The sequence below is a fragment of the Fretibacter rubidus genome, assembly GCF_041429785.1.
Classification (GTDB): Bacteria; Pseudomonadota; Alphaproteobacteria; order Caulobacterales; family Maricaulaceae; genus Fretibacter; species Fretibacter rubidus.
Window position 1 is genome coordinate 1390596 of record NZ_CP163423.1, and the last position, 17752, is coordinate 1408347.

19 protein-coding genes are annotated in these 17752 nt (G+C 48.7%); 10 read left to right on the top strand and 9 right to left on the bottom strand.

The annotated features are described in order from the left end of the window. Positions 1 to 25: 25 nt before the first annotated feature. Positions 26 to 892 (top strand): phenylalanine 4-monooxygenase, encoded by an 867-nt coding sequence (gene phhA / locus AB6B37_RS06600; RefSeq protein WP_371398098.1) that lies wholly within the window; start codon positions 26 to 28, stop codon positions 890 to 892. Here phhA and AB6B37_RS06605 read toward each other — a convergent pair. Both AB6B37_RS06605 and AB6B37_RS06610 read right to left on the bottom strand, forming a co-directional pair. Further along, positions 859 to 2070: an FAD-dependent monooxygenase gene (locus AB6B37_RS06605; protein WP_371398099.1), complete on the bottom strand. Its 1212-nt coding sequence runs from the start codon at positions 2068 to 2070 to the stop codon at positions 859 to 861. The two genes, phhA and AB6B37_RS06605, sit on opposite strands and share 34 nt — an antisense overlap. Positions 2071 to 2076: 6 nt before the next feature. Continuing rightward, the gene (locus AB6B37_RS06610) at positions 2077 to 2991 is read right to left on the bottom strand and encodes a LysR substrate-binding domain-containing protein (RefSeq protein WP_371398100.1); all 915 of its coding nucleotides are present in this window, start codon (positions 2989 to 2991) and stop codon (positions 2077 to 2079) included. A 127-nt stretch (positions 2992 to 3118) separates the two neighbouring features. Between AB6B37_RS06610 and AB6B37_RS06615 the strand changes: the two genes are divergently transcribed. From AB6B37_RS06615 to AB6B37_RS06640, 6 genes are all read left to right on the top strand, one after another. Next, a complete protein-coding gene (locus tag AB6B37_RS06615; RefSeq protein WP_371398101.1) occupies positions 3119 to 3367 on the top strand; it encodes a hypothetical protein in 249 nt (82 codons plus the stop codon). Between the two features lie 149 nt (positions 3368 to 3516). Next, complete coding sequence (locus AB6B37_RS06620) at positions 3517 to 3759, top strand: hypothetical protein (RefSeq protein ID WP_371398102.1); 243 nt, start codon at positions 3517 to 3519, stop codon at positions 3757 to 3759. Between the two features lie 94 nt (positions 3760 to 3853). Further along, positions 3854 to 5062 carry a Na+/H+ antiporter NhaA gene (gene nhaA / locus AB6B37_RS06625; RefSeq protein WP_371398103.1) on the top strand — a complete coding sequence of 403 codons (1209 nt, stop codon included), beginning with the start codon at positions 3854 to 3856 and terminating at the stop codon, positions 5060 to 5062. 59 nt (positions 5063 to 5121) lie between these two features. Next, positions 5122 to 7287 carry an amino acid permease gene (locus AB6B37_RS06630; protein WP_371398104.1) on the top strand — a complete coding sequence of 722 codons (2166 nt, stop codon included), beginning with the start codon at positions 5122 to 5124 and terminating at the stop codon, positions 7285 to 7287. A gap of 39 nt (positions 7288 to 7326) precedes the next feature. Continuing rightward, positions 7327 to 8313, top strand: coding sequence for a sodium-dependent bicarbonate transport family permease (locus AB6B37_RS06635; RefSeq protein WP_371398105.1), 987 nt, complete (start codon positions 7327 to 7329; stop codon positions 8311 to 8313). Positions 8314 to 8318: 5 nt separating this feature from the next. Continuing rightward, a complete protein-coding gene (locus tag AB6B37_RS06640) occupies positions 8319 to 8630 on the top strand; it encodes a DUF190 domain-containing protein (RefSeq protein ID WP_371398106.1) in 312 nt (103 codons plus the stop codon). Positions 8631 to 8653: 23 nt separating this feature from the next. On the opposite strand, the gene AB6B37_RS06645 is transcribed toward AB6B37_RS06640, so the two are convergent. Next, on the bottom strand, positions 8654 to 10114 hold the full coding sequence (locus AB6B37_RS06645; RefSeq protein ID WP_371398107.1) for an MFS transporter: 1461 nt from the start codon (positions 10112 to 10114) through the stop codon (positions 8654 to 8656). A 65-nt stretch (positions 10115 to 10179) separates the two neighbouring features. On the opposite strand from AB6B37_RS06645, the gene AB6B37_RS06650 reads away from it, so the two are divergent. The 3 genes from AB6B37_RS06650 to AB6B37_RS06660 all read left to right on the top strand — a co-directional run bounded on the left by AB6B37_RS06650 (position 10180) and on the right by AB6B37_RS06660 (position 12942). Further along, a complete protein-coding gene (locus AB6B37_RS06650; protein ID WP_371398108.1) occupies positions 10180 to 11613 on the top strand; it encodes a flavin monoamine oxidase family protein in 1434 nt (477 codons plus the stop codon). Positions 11614 to 11654: 41 nt separating this feature from the next. Next, complete coding sequence (locus tag AB6B37_RS06655) at positions 11655 to 12374, top strand: Crp/Fnr family transcriptional regulator (RefSeq protein ID WP_371398109.1); 720 nt, start codon at positions 11655 to 11657, stop codon at positions 12372 to 12374. A gap of 79 nt (positions 12375 to 12453) precedes the next feature. Then, positions 12454 to 12942: a DUF3598 domain-containing protein gene (locus tag AB6B37_RS06660; protein ID WP_371398110.1), complete on the top strand. Its 489-nt coding sequence runs from the start codon at positions 12454 to 12456 to the stop codon at positions 12940 to 12942. A 128-nt stretch (positions 12943 to 13070) separates the two neighbouring features. Here the strand turns inward: AB6B37_RS06660 and AB6B37_RS06665 are convergent, their stop codons facing one another. The 6 genes from AB6B37_RS06665 to AB6B37_RS06690 are packed head-to-tail and all read right to left on the bottom strand — an operon-like array spanning position 13071 to position 17751. Further along, positions 13071 to 13967, bottom strand: coding sequence for a DUF1838 family protein (locus AB6B37_RS06665; RefSeq protein WP_371398111.1), 897 nt, complete (start codon positions 13965 to 13967; stop codon positions 13071 to 13073). Between the two features lie 13 nt (positions 13968 to 13980). After that, positions 13981 to 14808 carry a hypothetical protein gene (locus AB6B37_RS06670; RefSeq protein WP_371398112.1) on the bottom strand — a complete coding sequence of 276 codons (828 nt, stop codon included), beginning with the start codon at positions 14806 to 14808 and terminating at the stop codon, positions 13981 to 13983. After that, positions 14808 to 15134, bottom strand: coding sequence for a DUF1330 domain-containing protein (locus AB6B37_RS06675; RefSeq protein WP_371398113.1), 327 nt, complete (start codon positions 15132 to 15134; stop codon positions 14808 to 14810). Before AB6B37_RS06675 ends, AB6B37_RS06670 begins: the two co-directional genes overlap by 1 nt. 43 nt (positions 15135 to 15177) lie before the next feature. After that, positions 15178 to 15945: an alpha/beta fold hydrolase gene (locus AB6B37_RS06680; protein ID WP_371398114.1), complete on the bottom strand. Its 768-nt coding sequence runs from the start codon at positions 15943 to 15945 to the stop codon at positions 15178 to 15180. Further along, on the bottom strand, positions 15938 to 17305 hold the full coding sequence (locus AB6B37_RS06685) for an MFS transporter (protein ID WP_371398115.1): 1368 nt from the start codon (positions 17303 to 17305) through the stop codon (positions 15938 to 15940). Before AB6B37_RS06685 ends, AB6B37_RS06680 begins: the two co-directional genes overlap by 8 nt. Beyond that, a complete protein-coding gene (locus tag AB6B37_RS06690; protein WP_371398116.1) occupies positions 17302 to 17751 on the bottom strand; it encodes a VOC family protein in 450 nt (149 codons plus the stop codon). The genes AB6B37_RS06685 and AB6B37_RS06690 overlap by 4 nt, the downstream gene beginning before the upstream one ends. Between the last annotated feature and the right edge of the window lies 1 nt (position 17752).

Genomic DNA, 17752 nt, shown 5'->3' on the forward strand with positions numbered 1-17752 from the left:
AATATAAGCTATAAGGTATCATTATATGGCCTCTAAAAATCGTTATGCCGATGCGCCAAAGAATGCTGATTACACGATTGATCAGCAATGGGAGAGCTATAGCGCAGCTGAACATGACCGTTGGGACCGTTTATTTCGTCGTCAACGCGAAATTCTACCTCAGCGCGCCTGTTCAGTTTTCCTTGATGCTATGGCGCGATTGGAGCTATCGGCGAGCGGGGTACCGGATATGGCGGAGCTCTCGGATAAGCTAGAGCTGCTAACGGGATGGCGGGTTGTTCCTGTGGCAGACCTTGTGCCTGACGATGTGTTCTTTGATCACTTGGCTAATAAGCGCTTTCCGGCGGGGGCCTTTATTCGGCCGGAATCTGAATTTGATTATTTGGAAGAGCCCGACATCTTTCACGATATTTTTGGACATGTTCCGCTGCTCGCTGACCCAACATTTAGTGCATTTATGCAGGCCTATGGTCAGGGCGGTCTGAAAGCCAAAGGGCAGGGGCAATTGCATAATCTTGCGCGGCTTTATTGGTACACGGTTGAATTTGGTCTTATAAAAAGTCCAGATGGATTACGGATTTTTGGGGCGGGAATATTGTCATCACCAAAAGAATCTGTCTTCTCACTTGATGATCCGTCACCTAATCGTATTGCCCTCGATCTTGAGCGCGTCATGCGCACCAAATATATCATCGATGATTTCCAGCAGAGCTATTTTGTAATCGACGATTTCCAGAGCTTACTTGATAGCTGCTACCAGAACTTTGAAGCGCTTTACGACTGTCTACGCGGTCAAAGCGATATTGACGCGCATGAGGTTGTTACGGGCGATGACGTGTTGCATCACGGCACGCATGACTATTTCAAGGCGAAAGGTTCGGTTGCGTCATAACCATAAATCCAATCAAATTGGCTGTGCTGTGCGGCAGGTAGGTGTTGCGCAATTTTTAACTTAGCATCTCGAAGGAACTTGGCTGCACCCGGGCCGTGGTGGAACATCGCGGCATTATCTAAGGATCGCTTTTGTATCCGCGCTGTGCGGGGATGACGCATAATTTCATAACGCCTAAGCGCAGAGTCTATATTGGGGCCGTCGCGCATAATCTCGCTGGCAAGGACATAGCCGTCCTCAATCGCCATTGCCGCGCCCTGCGCCATAAAGGGCAGCATCGGGTGGCAGGCATCGCCAAGTAAGCTCACGCGACCTTTCCCCCATGAAGTCGTATTTGATGCGGCATGGTCGAACAGGCCCCAGAGAAATGTTTCTTGGCAAGCATTGAGGAGTGTCGTGAGACGCGGATCCCATCCTGCAAAAGCTTGCCTTAAGGCCTTAACATCGCCTTTCTGGCTCCAGCCTTCATCTATCCAAGCGTCCCGTTCTTCGACCGCAACAAAATTAATCAATTCACCGCCGCGGAGGTAATAAGCCACACAGTGCCGCCCCGGGCCAAGCCATGCGGTTGCGTCAGGCGGCAATGTGTCTTTGGGTATAGTTGCTGTTGAAACTATACCGCGCCATGCGATTTGACCTGTAAACCTTGGCTCGACTGCCCGAGGGTTTATCTGTTTAGCAATGGTGGAGCGCACTCCATCGGCCCCGATCAGAGCGTCACCCGTGTAATGTTTATCTCCGCAATGTAATGTTACTTTCTGAGCGTCTTGGTCAAAGCCCGTCACGCTATGGCCCAAATGTATTGTCACGCCAGCTTTGGTCGCGGCATTCCGCAAAATGTCGTGTAAATCTGCACGGTGAATATGAACATAGGGTGCGCCGTAGCGTGTTTCATGGGCATCGCCAAGCGGCACCCTTAGAAGGGGGCGGCCCGCTTTAAAATCGCGCAGCACAACATTGTGGGGCGAAAACCCGCGCTTTATAACTTCGGCGTCTATGCCCAAAGCGCGATGAGCATGCATGGCATTGGCGCTTTGTTGTAAACCCGCGCCGACTTCAGCCAGTTGTGTGGCTTGTTCGAACACGTCAACGACGGACCCTTTTTGCGCCAAAGCCGTTGCCGCTGTAAGGCCGCCAATACCTGCGCCAGCGATTAAGATGTGGGGGTATTCCGCCATGTTGGGCTAGACCGATGCAGCCATAATCTCTTGTGCTGTCTCTGAAAGGGTTTGACCAATTTTGGTGAACTTAAGTTCCAGCGGAGATGACTGTCGCCATATTAAACCAATTTTACGGTTCGCCATAGGGTGATCAATGGGTCGCACGAAAAGGTCAGGGTCTTTTTTAGCTTCGGAAATAGCATAGAGGCTAGGCAAAATAGCGATGCGCCCCCCCATGGAGGCCATTTGCCGGATGGCATCAAGGCTTGTGCCTTCATAGTCAGAACTCATCACGGCGCCCGATAAGTCGGCAAGGTTTTGCACAGTTTGTGTGAGTTTGTGACCATAGCCGAGCGAGAGCAGCTCGCGTTTTGCTAGGTCTGAAATACTGACGGGGTTACGCGATGTTGCCAAAGCATCATCAGGTGCCACGCAAATATAGAGCTTTTCTTGCACCAAAGGCATGCTGTGTGTGTCGCTACTGTCTTCAGATGTAGAGATAATAACGTCAAAGCGCCCGTCGCGTAGGTGATTATAGAGGTCTATCGTGCGTTCTTCACGCACAGAAATCCGCAGATTAGGATATTGGCGGTGAAGTTTGCGGACCGCTTGTGGTAAAAGATACGGCCCGATTGACGGCAGTACGCCCAAGCGAACTTGTCCAGCAAGGCTATTTTCAGATTCGCGGGTTAGATGCTTTAACGTTTCAACATCCCGAAGAATTATACGGGCACGCGCGACAACGACTTCGCCGATAGGGGTTAGAATAGCGCCGAGGCTGCTACGCTCGAGAAGCGGTGCGCCGAGTTCGACTTCCATATCTTTAATCTGGGTCGATAAGCTGGGTTGGCTGACAAATGTGCGTTTAGCAGCTTCGGAAAAGCTTCCCGTTTCCGCGATTGCAACGATGTATTCTAGTTGTCGAAGTGTTGGCTTCATGCGGATGGTTCGCCTTTGTGCCCTTAAGTTGGGTATAGTTTAAAGCTATGGCTCCCATAGTATATTTATATTTTATTTATGTAAAGCAAATGGCTACACCGCGACTGCGATATTAAAGGAGTTTGCAATGTTTCGCGTAAATCAAACTAAATTATGGTCCAATCGTTCTGGATCAACTGGAATAATGTCTCGTTTTAGTGCCTCTATCGAGCGTTGTCTGGAAATTTATTATCATAATCAACAGCCAAAGTTGGTTCCGATTGCCCCGCAATCCAAAGCGACGACGCAAGATAATTTTGCTGAAACGGTTCGTCGGCGGCGTCGTGGCCGTTACGGCATTGCACAGGTATCAGATATCAAGACGACTTGGTATTAGATCAAATACAGCTCGCCAGACTGCGTATAAGCAGCGGCGCATAATTTCTAACTGGAAGGAAAACCCATGAAAGCTATTACAGAATTCACAGGAAAAATGAAAGCTGAGCTCACTTTGCTAACCCTTATTGTGCTAATTGGTACAAGCGCATGAGTGGTTTCGAAGATAGTTTAAATCGTATTGAGGCGTCTTTAAAGAGCAAAGATTATGACGCTGCCGTTCGGGATTTTGACGCAATGACATCAGAGTATATTGAATGTGCTTCCCGTGTTGATACGGTATTTGATAAGGCTATTGCGGCTTTGTCGACACCTGACTGCCGCGCGACAGGGCCTCATCCTGATGCACTCAAGCTAATTCGACTTAAAGAGACTATGGCGGCCCGCCGCTAAGGTTTTATAATCACTTCCTTCCCTCGGGCCCCGCTATTTCCGTCCTCCCCCTTAAGGAGAAATGGCGGGTGCCCACTTTTTTTGGATAACTTTCATGCCACGTATTGTAAATAAAATTCAGGACTTTTTAAAACTAGAAACGTCCGCAGGCTTCGTCCTTATGGCCGTTGCTATCTTTGCTCTTATTGCGAATAATTCGCCTCTTAGCGGTTTCTACTCTAGCTTCTTATCGACCCCTGTTGAGGTTCAATTTGGCGCCTTTGAGATTGCCAAGCCTTTGCTTCTTTGGATCAATGACGGCCTAATGGCCATCTTCTTCTTCCTCGTGGGACTGGAAATAAAAAGAGAGGTAATGGAGGGTGAATTGTCATCTTTTGACAAAGCCGCTCTGCCTTTATTTGCCGCTATTGGCGGCATCCTAGTCCCAGCGTTGATTTATGTATATTTCAACATCGGTGACCCGATTGGGGTGCAGGGGTGGGCGATTCCTGCTGCGACTGATATTGCCTTTGCGCTTGGCGTGTTGGCTTTGGTCGGTTCGCGTGCCCCAGTTTCGCTTAAAATCTTGCTATTGGCTGTTGCCATCATCGATGACTTGGCGGCGATTATAATCATTGCTTTGTTCTACACTGCAAATCTGTCGATTGTTGCTTTGGGATGGGCGGGTGTTGGCACAATTGGCTTAATCATTCTAAACCGTATGGGGGTAATGCGTATTACACCCTACGCTTTGATTGGTCTTTTTGTATGGGCCTGTGTGCTTAAATCTGGTGTCCACGCTACACTTGCGGGTGTTGTAACCGCATTGGCTATACCACTTCGCGCCAAAGACCCGTTGGCAAGCTCTCCGTTGCACCGTGCAGAGCATGGCCTGCATATTTGGGTTGCTTTTCTTATCCTACCGCTGTTCGCATTTGCCAACGCAGGTGTCTCTTTGTCTGGTATCAGCATTGACGATGTGATGGCCCCAATTCCACTGGGTATTGCGCTAGGTCTGTTTATTGGTAAGCAACTCGGCGTATTTGGCTTCTGTGTAATTGCGGTCAAGTTAGGATGGGCAAAACTACCTTCTGGTGCCAATTGGCGTCAAATGTACGGTATCGCCTGTTTGACCGGTATCGGTTTCACAATGAGCTTGTTCATAGGAACATTAGCCTTTGATGGTGATGAGACGTTGAATGCCGTGCGACTCGGCGTATTGATGGGATCTATAGCCTCTGGCGTGCTCGGATTTGTTATGCTTCGCTTCTTCTCAGGTAATAGCGAAACAGTGGCTCAAACTCCTGCGAGCGCTAAGCCGTAATAGGCTCAATCGGGCCAGCGTATTTAAATCGCTGGCCTGTCCACCATTTGGAGGGGACCATGACGAATAGTAAAGTTGGTGTCGATGCAACGGCGTCGTCAGGCAGTGAGCATGGCCTAGATAATAATGCCAACGCAGCGGAAAATAAGACCGAAGGAAAGTTAAAGAAGAACCTTACACTTTTCGATGTCTACGCTATGTCCACTGGCGCGATGTTCAGTTCTGGACTGTTTCTTCTTCCTGGCATCGCAGCATCTTATACGGGGAATTCAGTTTGGTTGGCATATCTGTTGGCCGGTTTTCTGATTTTACCCGCTATGTATTGCATGGCCGAGCTGTCAACCGCTATGCCGAAAGCTGGCGGCACCTATTATTTCCTCGACCGCTCGATGGGCCCTTTAATGGGGACGATTGGTGGTCTTGGGTCATGGATTGCTGTTGTATTTAAAAGCGCCTTTGCCCTTGTGGGTATGGGGGCTTATCTTGGCCTATATCTGGACATGCCTTTCGTTGTGACGGCGATTATTTTGACGATAGCTTTTGGGCTTATCAATATATTTGGAGCCAAAGAAACGACGATGTTGCAACGCATATTGGTGACCACATTAGTGGTAATCTTGATTGCGTTCGTCATTTTGGGTTTTCGTGAAACAGGTTTTGTAAATGTATTTAAGACGGACGCGGAATACGGCTCTTTTTTCAAATCGGGACTTGTTGGTTTTGTTTCGACTATTGGTCTTGTCTTTGTTTCTTATGCGGGCCTTACCAAAGTGGCATCTGTCGCGGAAGAGGTCCAAAATCCGGATCGAAATATCCCATTGGGGATGACCTTATCCCTCATTACAGCAACCGTAATTTATACTTTAGGGACGCTAATTCTTATTAAATTATTAGAGCCCCAAGCCTTGTATGAGAGCTTAACGCCAATTGCTGATGCAGGACGACAGTTCTTGGGATGGGTGCCGTTTGATTTCGGTGTTATCTTAATTGTCGTGGCTGCTATTGCGGCTTTTGCGTCGACTGGCAATGCGGGGATCATGTCGGCGTCTCGTTACCCTTATGCAATGGCAAAGGACAAACTTGTCCCCGCCAGCTTATCAAAAATTGGTCGCTTCGGTACCCCGACGACAGCGATTATCTTTACGGTTCTCGCGATGATCGCTGTGCTGTTGCTATTTGATGTCGCGTCAGTTGCAAAGCTTGCGTCTGCTTTTCAGCTATTATTATTTGGGCTGGTCTGTATTGCCGTGATTGTTATGCGTGAGTCGCGCATTTCGACTTATAAACCAGGCTTCAAAGCTCCATTCTACCCATGGTTGCAGATTATTGGGTTGCTGGTTTCATTTTGGCTTATCATCGAAATGGGTATTTTAGCCATCGCCTTTACCGGTATGGTCACAATCGCCTGTGTACTGTGGTATCAGTTCTATGCGTCTCATCGCGTCGAGCGTCGCGGCGCAATTTTCCATGTCCATGAACGCTTGGGTCAACAACGTTATGAGGGACTTGAGCGCGAATTGATGACTATCATCCATGACCGCACACAGGCAGAGAACCTGTCTTATGAAGCTTTGGTTGCGCGCTCAGTCGTCATGGATTTTCGCTATGGTCAATTTGACAAAGACCAACTGATTGCCATCATGTGCGAAAAAAGCCAAGAAAAGTTTGGAATTGATCCTGAGGTCATCAAAGGCGCATTCTTAGACCCACGAAGCTTTTTTCACCCGTTGAGCCCGAGCGTTAACATTGCCTATAGCGCGAGTGAACTCGTTGACGAGCCGGAATTATTTGTCTTCCGCTTCGGCCCGCGCACGCGCGTTGATATTGACGAAATGTCTCATTCACACACGCTTATGTTCTTGCTGGCACCGATTAAACCCGCAGGTCTTGATTTGCGCCTTGTTGGTCACTTAGCCGAAGTTATTCAAAGTGATATGTTTGACCAGCGTTGGTTGGCGGCTAAAACAGAACGCGAGCTCAATGAAATATTGATGCGTGATGATCACTTCCTGCACGGCCCCATCGTCGGTATGCCGTTACTGGCCGAACAAGTTGGCAAAACGATTGCAGAGATTGACATGCCCAATAGTTGTTTGATTGCGATGATTGAACGGGATAACCAGATTATTATTGCAACACCCGATGCCAAGTTGGAATTAGGGGATGAAGTTGCTATTATTGGTGAACCAGACGATCTCGCACTGTTTAGTAAACCAAAGATATAATTCTGACGGTGATAGTGCTGCCCAATAAAGGATAAGACTATGGGATTGGAACTCGCATTATCGACGTTGCTGTCGCCGATAGTTTTATTCTTTGTCTTGGGGCTATTTGCGGCTTTAATGCGCTCGCAAATGTCAGTTCCACAAGATTTCGCCAAAGGTCTGGCGATTTACTTGATGATGGCCATTGGCCTAAAGGGCGGCGTGGCAATGTCAAAAACGCCTGTGACATCAGAGATGATTGGCGTTTTCATATTTGCGACGGCGTTATCTTTTGCTTTGCCATTTTTTGCCTATCTCTGTTTACGGAAATTCTCAAAGCTTAGCCGCGTTGATGCGGCGGCAACCGCAGGGCATTACGGCTCAATTTCCATTGTTACCTTTGTCGCCGCGACCCAGGCCGTTATTTTTAGTGGTTATACGAGCGCGGGGTATCTTGTGGCGGTTGCTGCAATTATGGAAACACCCGCGATTATTTCCGCTCTTTACCTAGCCCAGCGCGGCTTTAAAAAAGAGGGTAAGGTTGTTGGCTCAGAGAGAGGCGAGGTCGCGCGCGAAGTTCTGCTTAATGCTTCTGTTGTTGTTCTTGTCGGGGCGCTTCTTATTGGTCTGATTGTTGGTGAAGACGGCATGAAGACTGTAGAGCCGTTTTTTGTGACACCGTTCCAAGGTGTGTTATGCTTGTTTTTATTGGATATGGGATTATCCGCTGGACGTGGGTTGCGTCAGGGGTGGCGGGAGCTTGACTTCGGTAGCCTTTCATTTGGTATTTACATGCCCGTTCTGGCGGCAGTTTTTACGGGTATCGTATGCGGCTACGGCATGGGACTGAACGTTGGGGATTTGACCATTATGATGGTGCTAGGGGCTTCTGCATCATATATCGCCGTGCCTGCCGCCATGCGCTTAGCCCTTCCAAAAGCTCAACCGTCGATATATTTAACACTATCGCTGGGCGTGACATTTCCGTTTAACCTAACGGTGGGTATCCCGCTTTATATCTTCATCGCACAAATGATTGCGGGGTAACTACCATGGACATGCATCCAAAAAAACGACTTGAGTTAATTATTGAAACGCCTGCGCAAAAACGTGCAGAGCGTGTCCTGACAGACGTTGGTGTCACGGGCTATACAGTCGTTCCAGCGATGGCAGGCTACGGCGGTCATTCACGTTGGCGGCGTGGTATGGATATTTCCAGTAGTCGCGATATGGTCGTTATCCTGTCCATTATGGACGAGGAGAAACTGATAAAAGCTATCGAAGTACTTGGTAGCCTTCTAGGAGACCATATCGGGGTTGTTAGCGTTTCTGACGTGTCAGTCGTGCGTAAAGATATCTTTTAAAATACCTGTGGGAGAAGGGCGGGTTAATGCCCTGTATTGCCGTCCCCAAAATCGCGGTATTTACCGAGGAATAACAGCGATACACCACCGATAATAAATCCAACAGCTGCATAGGATAGCACGGTTGAGTAATTAGGATCTGTACCCCGTATCAGGTTAAAGATGATGGGCGATGTACCAGAGCCTAGGCCAAAGGCAGCGTAAACAATCCCGTATATCCGCCCATAAGCTTTCATGCCAAAATAACGGGATGCAAAATAGGCCATGAGGTCAAACTCAACGCCCGCTGCAACACCAACTAAAACAAGCGCGATTGCGTTGACCCAAACACTATGGTCACCCATCAATATGTAACAACCAATCGCAGGCACGCTTAGGAATATACAGCCAATCAATGGCGCCCAGAAGTGATCGACCAACCAGCCACCTAACAATCGGCCAAACAAAACTGATAGTCCAATCAAGCCTGCGCCGGTAAAAAAGCCAGTCGCAGCTGAATCTGTGTAGCCTTTATCAAGTAAGATAAATTTAGAGTTGGCAATAATCCCCGATATAACGGCGCCTAACAACATGAATGAGAATAAGATAATCCAGAAACGGTAGTCTTTGAACGTCTCGCGCAGTGTCAACCCAGGTAATTCATTAGCGCCTTTAGCGTCATCTGATGCCCCCATGTAAACATAGACAAGATAGGCGACTAAAAACGCAAGCATCAACCATATGACCCATACGGGACCTTGAGTTGTTAGCGTAAGTGTCATGGACCCAAATAAGATGACGGATAGGACCGAGCCATAAATGAAGATTTTGTTCCACGGCGTTGTCTGCGCGGCCGCTTTTAGTGCACGCTCTTCTTTTTCATCGCGAAACAACCGAAAGGCAAGAGGCAGAGAGAATAGTAACGGCAAGATACCAACGGCGACATAAGCCCATCGCCACCCAAAATTATTGATAAAGGCTTGTATATAAGTCGGCGCTAAAAAACCGTATAACCCTGTACCCGTCAGCGCAATGCCTAACGCCAGACCTCTGTGATGGTCAAAATTATTCACAATAGCCTTGGACCACGTGATAGGAAGGGTCCCAGCCCCTAGGAATGCGGTAAAGAAAAAGATTGTATAAAACACCACTGGATTAGGTGTCATCAATGAGAAGCTCATTGTGCCAATGGCCAGTGCTATGATGGCGGGCAGGAGAACTTTCCGAGCGCCAAGCCTATCCACAAGTTGCCCAGCGACAGGCGCGCCGACTAAGACGCCCGCTGTCATATATAAAAAGCCCGCTGTAATCATCTCGCGCGACCAGCCAAACTCTTTGGCAAGCTCAGGGCCGATGATAATCAAGGCCCAATAGGGTAAAGGGCTCAGACAGAGTGCAATACCAACAAGAGCAGATAAAACGATGGGCCAACCATTCGCCCATTCGGACCGCGCATCAACATGACCGTGGTCATTATTATCGCCACTTTGCGTTATCTCATTCATAATCCGACCCCTTGATATACTTTTATACTGTTCTGCCAGTATAATGGCCGTAGGGAGCTTGCGCTATGACAAAGCTGATCAAAAAATCACTGAACCGGCGCGCGGTTTTGGCGGGCACAGGTGCCATGTCGATAGCCGCATTTGCGGGGTGTAAAGCGACAAAGCCGAGGTTTGATACCGATGTGCTGATTTTAGGGGCGGGTCTATCGGGCTTGCATGCTGCGCGACTGCTCGAAGCCGAGGGTAGGAGTGTCATGGTCGTTGAGGCAGCAAACCGCATTGGCGGACGCATGTCTACGCTGAGCCACGAAGGCGGTACATATACTGAGGCGGGTGGAGAGCAAGTTGGAGCGAGCTACGCGCGCATTTTAGATACGGCGGCAGAGTTGAATGTCGGCATGACAAAGGATAGCCCCACACGACGCGGCGTTACACATTTTTACGCAGATAAGGTCTACAGTCCCGATGATTGGGCAGCGACGCCTGATCATCCTTTCTCGGCGCCCTTTAAAGGGGCTGGCGCATCAACGCCTATGTTCGCCTTGGCGGGACGAAACAACCCGTTGAAGACAGCTGTGGATTGGCGAGACCCTGATTTCTCCAGCTTTGATGTCAGTCTTGAGACGTTTTTAAGCAGCAACGGGCTGGACCAACGCGCGCTAAACGTCATTGATCGTACGCTTAACGGTAATAGTGTAGATAGCTATTCTGTGATGAATTTATATCGTTCCCTACAGCTTTATTCGCAATCGCGGGATATGGGGCCGTCTCTGTCTGTGGACGGCGGCGCGCAGAGGTTACCCGAAGCCATGGCACTATCATTATCGGGGGCTGTACGCCTTGATACTGAAATAGTAGAGATTAGCGTTAGCGAGAATGACGTGACTGTGACCGATACAACAGGACGACACTTACGCGCTCAACACTGCATTTGCGCGCTACCCTTTGGGGCGCTGCGTCACATCAAAGTCTCTGCGCCCCTGTCGGTACCGCAACGCGAGGCGGTTTCAAACTTACCCTATACACAAATTTTACAACTCCACTTCAAAGTTCATACGCCGTTTTGGGATGTTGATGGTCTGCCCGCTGATATGTGGATAGACGGACCGCTAGAACGTATATTTATGGGACGCGATAAGAGCGGCGAATTGACGGGATATGGTCGAGCTTGGATCAACGGAACAGGAGCGACCTATATGGCGAGTCTACCCCGTGGTGACCAAGAGGCTTTGTTGAAAACTTCGTTGTCATCCATGCGGGCGATCAAGCCAGATGACATTTCCCTTCTGGCCGTGCCCAATTGGACATCGCAAAATAGTCTCGCGGGTGGCGCTTACATGCATTGGGCACCAGGACAAATTAGTCAGTGGTCAGAGGTTATGGGCGCCGCAGCAGGTCGACTATCCTTTGCTGGTGAGCATCTGAGCTATTTGCATACTGGGATGGAAGGAGCAATGGAATCTGGAGAAAATGCCGCATTGGCGCTTTTAGGAGTCTAAATAGTCTTGTTGCGTCAAACAAACAGGATTAAGTAATCATCATGAGCGAACGACGTGGACATCTGGCCGAAATGGCCAAAAATTTTGATAATCCTGAGATTAAATTTTTATTCTCCGAGGGACGAGAGCGCCATTTTAAAATGGGCGAGCACTTAATAACTGAAGGCCAAGCAACTGATTATTTCTATGATCTTTTATCGGGCACAGTTGCTCTGGCTCGTAATGGACGCGATGGACGTCGTCAAATCTTGTCATTTATGGGAGCGCGCCAATTTTTAGGCGCGGCCTCTACACCCGGATACCCAAACCTTGCGACGGCGCTGACTGATGTTAAGGCTATTTGCTACCCGCGTGCTGCGTTGGAACGTGCCTTAGCAACGACACCAGGATTAGCGTCCGAATTTCGGGTTGTCTTAACGCGTATATTAGAAAGCTCACACGATCATATTTATACCATTGGTCAACGCTCTGCTGTTGAACGGGTCGCGTCATTTTTGCTGTATTTACGCTCAAACCAAGCCCGCTTCGCTGTCGAGGGCCCCCGTGAGAAAAGTGAATTGATTGATTTGCCGATGACACGGCTTGATATTGCTGATTTTTTGGGACTAACAATCGAAACCGTCAGTCGTGCGTTCTCATCGCTTAAGAAAATGGAGGCTATAGGTTTTACCGATAGTCATTCTTGCACGATTTTAAATATTCAGCGCATTCGGGATTTGGGTGGTCGCGAAGATTTTACCGCCCATCGTGGTTCTAATTAATCATTTCAATCAAGACCCTTGAGAATTCTCAAGTGCATGATTTGTCCTATTTCCTAAAGCTGTGAAAACGGAGAAGATTATGTCTGAAGAAACACACACCCTAAAAAAAGAAATGCCAGTTCTGGCCCGCCATGAAGGTATATGGGAAGGCGTTTACCGCCATTATGATGCGGACGGCAACAAAACGGATGAACATCATTCCCGTTTGATCTGCCGTTTTCCAACGGATGGCCCGCATCTTTATCACCAAACCAATATCTATACTTGGGATGATGGGCGCACGGAAACCCGTGATTTTCCGGCGACGGTGCGTGACGGCCGCCTTTGGTGGGACAATGAATTTATCCAAGGCTGGGCCTGCGATATGGCGCTTGACTTTCATAAACGTACAACGGTTTTAAATTGGGTGCGCACGGGCGACCCAGATTTATATCTTTATGAGATGATACAAATTTCGGACTGCGGTCAAAAGCGTGCGCGGACGTGGCATTGGTTTAAAAATGACGCGCTATTCTCTCGTACTTTAGTTGACGAGCGCAAAGTCAGCGATAGCTGGGCAGGGCATTAAGCCTAACGCGGCCCAAACACGCGACATAGGTAACATCCAAATGGCCCCTTGGATTTTTCTCCAAGGGGCCATTTTATTGATTAATACATCCAAAGCACCGGTTTAATGCGACGTGTGTCCTGGGTTGATTACCGGTTTGGCAAAGTTTCTTTTCCCTCGCGCACAGCTTTGTAATATTTCCAGCTCGTCATATTTTTGCGCGTGTCATCAAGCGGCGGTGCGCTATCATATTTAGGGTAGTGCGTTTTAATTTCGTTTTTCAACACATCCGGCAAATCATCAAAGCTCTCTAACTTTCGACCTGCTGTGTGAAAATAAATTGCGCCTTCGCGTCCAGACATTTTCATCCACGGTAGCCAGTCTGACATACGGGCCCAACCAACTGCGGCATTGGCGCTGTTTTTACTGCGGTCAACCAAATCATCGAGCATACCGAAGAAATTAAACATCTCGGTCGCGTGGTAGGTCCCGCCAATTTCGCTTTGATATTCACTGGCAAGTGGATTGGAATAAAACAGAGGAACGGTGAAGCTCATTTGCCAACGATCCCCTAGTACTTCGCCCGCAAAACTTGCGGGTTGTCCATTGCGTCCAAGTTCATAAAATCCGTTATTAACAGGGTCATTGGCCACATGCATGACGTCAACAGTTTCACCTGTCCAAGGGTTGTCCCATGTCTTTATGACTTCGCCCGTATCTTTATCGACATAGATAAGCAATTCCCGCGTTACGAGCTTGAACCCTTTTCCGCGCGTTTCATCTGTATGGTCGACACAGGCACGAATGTTCATACCCTCGACGTTGAAAAGATGCTTGTCGCGCTCCCCCATTTTACGGGAATATGCCCGACCGTGCCAATAGAAAGTCGTTTCTTCACCATCAACCAGTGAACATTGAACCTTACGCATGGCATCAAGTGCACCTTGGGTCGTGTTTAAATCGATGGGGCCGTCCGCGCTATTTGCGACTGTACAGCCGGCTATGGCCATAACTGTTGCGGCTACGCCTGTTAAAAGTTTTCTCATGTCGTTCTCCTGTTTATTGTCCACTGCCAGTTTTTAAATTAATGCCGGGTGTTATTGTGTCACTCCCACGGGTGCAGCTAACTTGCATCCAGCGCAGATTGATACCAATGCGCGGCTCATCCGGTGATGTCCAAGCGTAAGACGCGGCCTTATCTTCGTCATCGCCTTTGTAGGTATAAAGAACAAGGGACGGGCGGTTGTTACCAGCAGCCCAAACCACGTTACGAATTTTCAGCCCCACGCGCGGATGATCATCCCCAGTAACCCAAGCCCGTCCGCCTTGGTCGTGCAGCACGACGTCATTGTAGAATGCATATGAACCGTCTGTTTTTTGCGGGCTGACCCAGCATTTAAACATCTGTGCACGACGCATTTTAAACGGGCGGTCAGGATCGCCAAAAACAAACCCCGTATCGGACGCAATCACGGCACCACCGCAGCCTTCGCCGCGAAAGTGCTCTAGATTGCGTGTAAAAATACGGTCACAATCCGCTTGCCCTTCACGCGTTTCTCGCGATTGAATTTGACCTTCTTTGATGAAGTATTCCAGTCTAGCCTCTGTCGTTCGCCCCGTTGTCGGGCTGTCAGTAACGGCTTTAAATCCGTTCCCATCGGGCGTGATGGTCAGCGTTAAACGGGGGAGGCGTTTATCCTGTGGCAAATCAAGGTTTTCTTGGAAATAAACTTGTTCCTGATTGTCATAGACACCAGGTAACATCGCCTTGAATTCTCGCAAATCGCGCTCTGCGATTTTGTTTAATCCATCTGATTGTCGGTCTTGTGCGTCGACTGTGGGACTACAGGCCGCGAAAATGGCTGCTGATATCAATAGAGCCCGCATTAGGATGCGTCATCCATCGTAAATTTGGGGGCATCAATGACAAGAACTTGAACGTCAGCAATGTTGTCACGCATTGCTTTGGCGGCGGCATATTCAGGCGAATTCCAGAAGCGATGTATCGCCTCCCGATTGGGCCATTCGGATATAACCATCGACGCCCCGTCACCCCAATCGCCTTCTAGTAATTCTGCACCGGGGCCGCGCATGACGTAACGTCCCCCAAATTTTGAAACGAGTGCTCCCGCTGCCTTTCCGTATCCCGCAATAAAAGCGTCACGATCTTTTATTTTCGCGGTTACAATCATATAGCTGCGCATATTTTTCATAACGCTATCCTAATTTGACCGTTGTGCAGTCGTTTGATTTTTATCATGAGATATTATCGATAATATCAATGCCGATACGCCCGTTATCCATTTCAAAAGCTGGGGATTTATAGTTTCGCCAATCTTCAAATTCAGAGCCTTGGATATCTCCTGCGGCTGCTTTGGATAAGTCGTAAAGGGCGCTGTCTGTTCCGCATATTACTGTTGAGCATTTGACGTCTTTAATTCGGCATTTGGCATCATATTTAAAGGCGGCTTTGAAAGCGTCATTGCGATTTGCAAAAGAGCGTTGGCTCTCGACCCAAAGGGCATAGCTTCGGGCGCGCTCTGTTTCGCTATCACCTTTTACTGATTTATCAAAAGCGGATTTTATATCCTGTGGCACACCGTCAGGGCGAAGCGACGCGGCATATTTATCCCGTGTCTCTGTGTCAAAATACGGTACGTCGACCAAGATCATATTTTGGATGAAAGTAGGGTGGCGCGCAGCAAGCTCGATGGCGACCAGATTTCCTGTATGAAAACCAACTAAGCGCACCCCTTTTAGCGATGTTATAAATGGAAGAAAAGCTTCCGCATAAGCCTCAATCGTGGGAGGATGGATAAGGGTGTCAGAGCCGCCATATCCGGGATAATCTATGGAATAAACTGTATGACATTCATGCATATGTGCGGCGGCCGTTTCAAAAAATAATCCTGTATGCGGGGCAGGTGGCAACATGATGATCGGCCAATCACCTATGTCGCGAAGGCCTGGCCACTGGCGGTAATGGATTTGGGCTCCGTCATCACCAAAATAGCCTTTACGCATCAGTGAGTTCTCTTGCTGCTAATTCTTTGCGGTACAAACGATAGGTTATAGGCAGGAGCAAAATACAGGGTATGCCGTAAATGGCGGGCTGCGTCGCCATGGCAAGGTTTAGCTTGTCCTCGCCAAATACGGAGGTAGATAACCATCCCACAAGAAGCGGTGAGATAAGTCCGCCAAATAAAGTGATCGCCAGATAATAATAGGCAACGATAGAGCCTCTGACGTAACCTGGTGTGATTTGTAGCAGCGCCGTAACACCTGTGCAGGACACCATGCCAATGCCGATTGTTGCAATGCAAAGCACACCGAACGCGGTCCATCCTGTTGGCATCATCGGCGCAATAATTGTGGCCGGCACCATGATAAACAGCCCGATAATGGCAATTAAAAACGGGGCATCCGTTCGCCCACGTTTTGACCATGCATCTGACACAATACCTACGATGAAATAGGTTGGCAGGGCGAAAATCAATGTCGCGGCAGCATTGCGCCCCGCATAGAGGGCACGCCCCCAGTCTTCTTCGCCATATGTGCGTTCAAACATTTCCGGTAGCCAATTAAATTGGGCATAGGCGATGCTGACCATGGTGACAAAAATCGATACAAAACACATCAAGGTGGCCCAGCGAGATTTCGCGAAATTCACGGCGTCCGCATAGCTATTATCATCGCGTTGTTTGCTCTCTGTGCGCGGGGGTTCCTTCAAGAAGAAAAATAATACGGCAACAAGTAATCCTGGTGCGCCGACAACAACCATGATCATTTGCCAGGGTTGTAATTCACCAACGATTGGGAACGACATGGGCCCTGTGCCCTCAAAGATTGGCAGAAGTATTTTGACAATAAGACCCGTTAAGGATGAGGCGAGAAACAACGCGGCAGAATAAAATGCAATTGGTTTTGCGCGGCGTTCTTTTGGAAAGCTATCGCCTATAATAGAGAAAGCAGCTGGGCTTAAGACAGCCTCGCCAAGGCCGACAAACATACGCGCGATAAAAAACAGACCGAAGGCCAGTGCTGCGCTGGTCGTGAAATTAGTAACAAGACCAGTGGCAACGGTCGCGACACACCAAATAGCGATACCAAAAGCAATAATCCAGACACGTTTTTTACGGTCCGTTAGCATGCCAAATGGGATTGCGGCAAATGCGTATAGCAAAGTAAATGCGAGCGCCAACCAGCCCATCTGCGTGTCGGTAAACCCCAAGTCAGCCTTAATTGGTTTGGTCAGGTATCCAAGGATATAACGGTCGAGCATAGAAAATACGTAGGCCAGCGTCAGAAAACCAACCATTGACCACGCATATGTGGAGGTCGGATATGTCAGGTCTTTATCAATGGCGTAGTTATGGTCATTCATGCCGCAGCCTTTGTGATGAGGTAGATAACGACCAAATTGCCGTCAAAATCGACAATGCCGATTTCGCGACCTTCACGCCCGTCTTTGGTGATAAGCTTGTCTTCGGGATAAACTTTCAGGCCCAGTGCACGCGATTGTTCCAAAACGCGGTCAATATCACGGATTTCAAGAATAATTGCGCTGCGGCGGGGAGTGTCGATTATTGGCTTTGCATCAGGCACCTCGGTCAAGGCCATGACGTTGGCTTGTTCTGTTGTGCCCAAAACGGCAAAGCGCATTTTGTTGTGTCGCTCAATTTCAAACACATCATAGCTATAGCTATCCTTCGCGCTGTCTTTGATAAAGACGACATCAAAGCCCAGCACATCTCGGTAGAATGTAAGCGCGCGCTCAATATTGGCGACAACAAAATTTGACCTTTGAAAGCGGATTGCAGGCTTACTCATC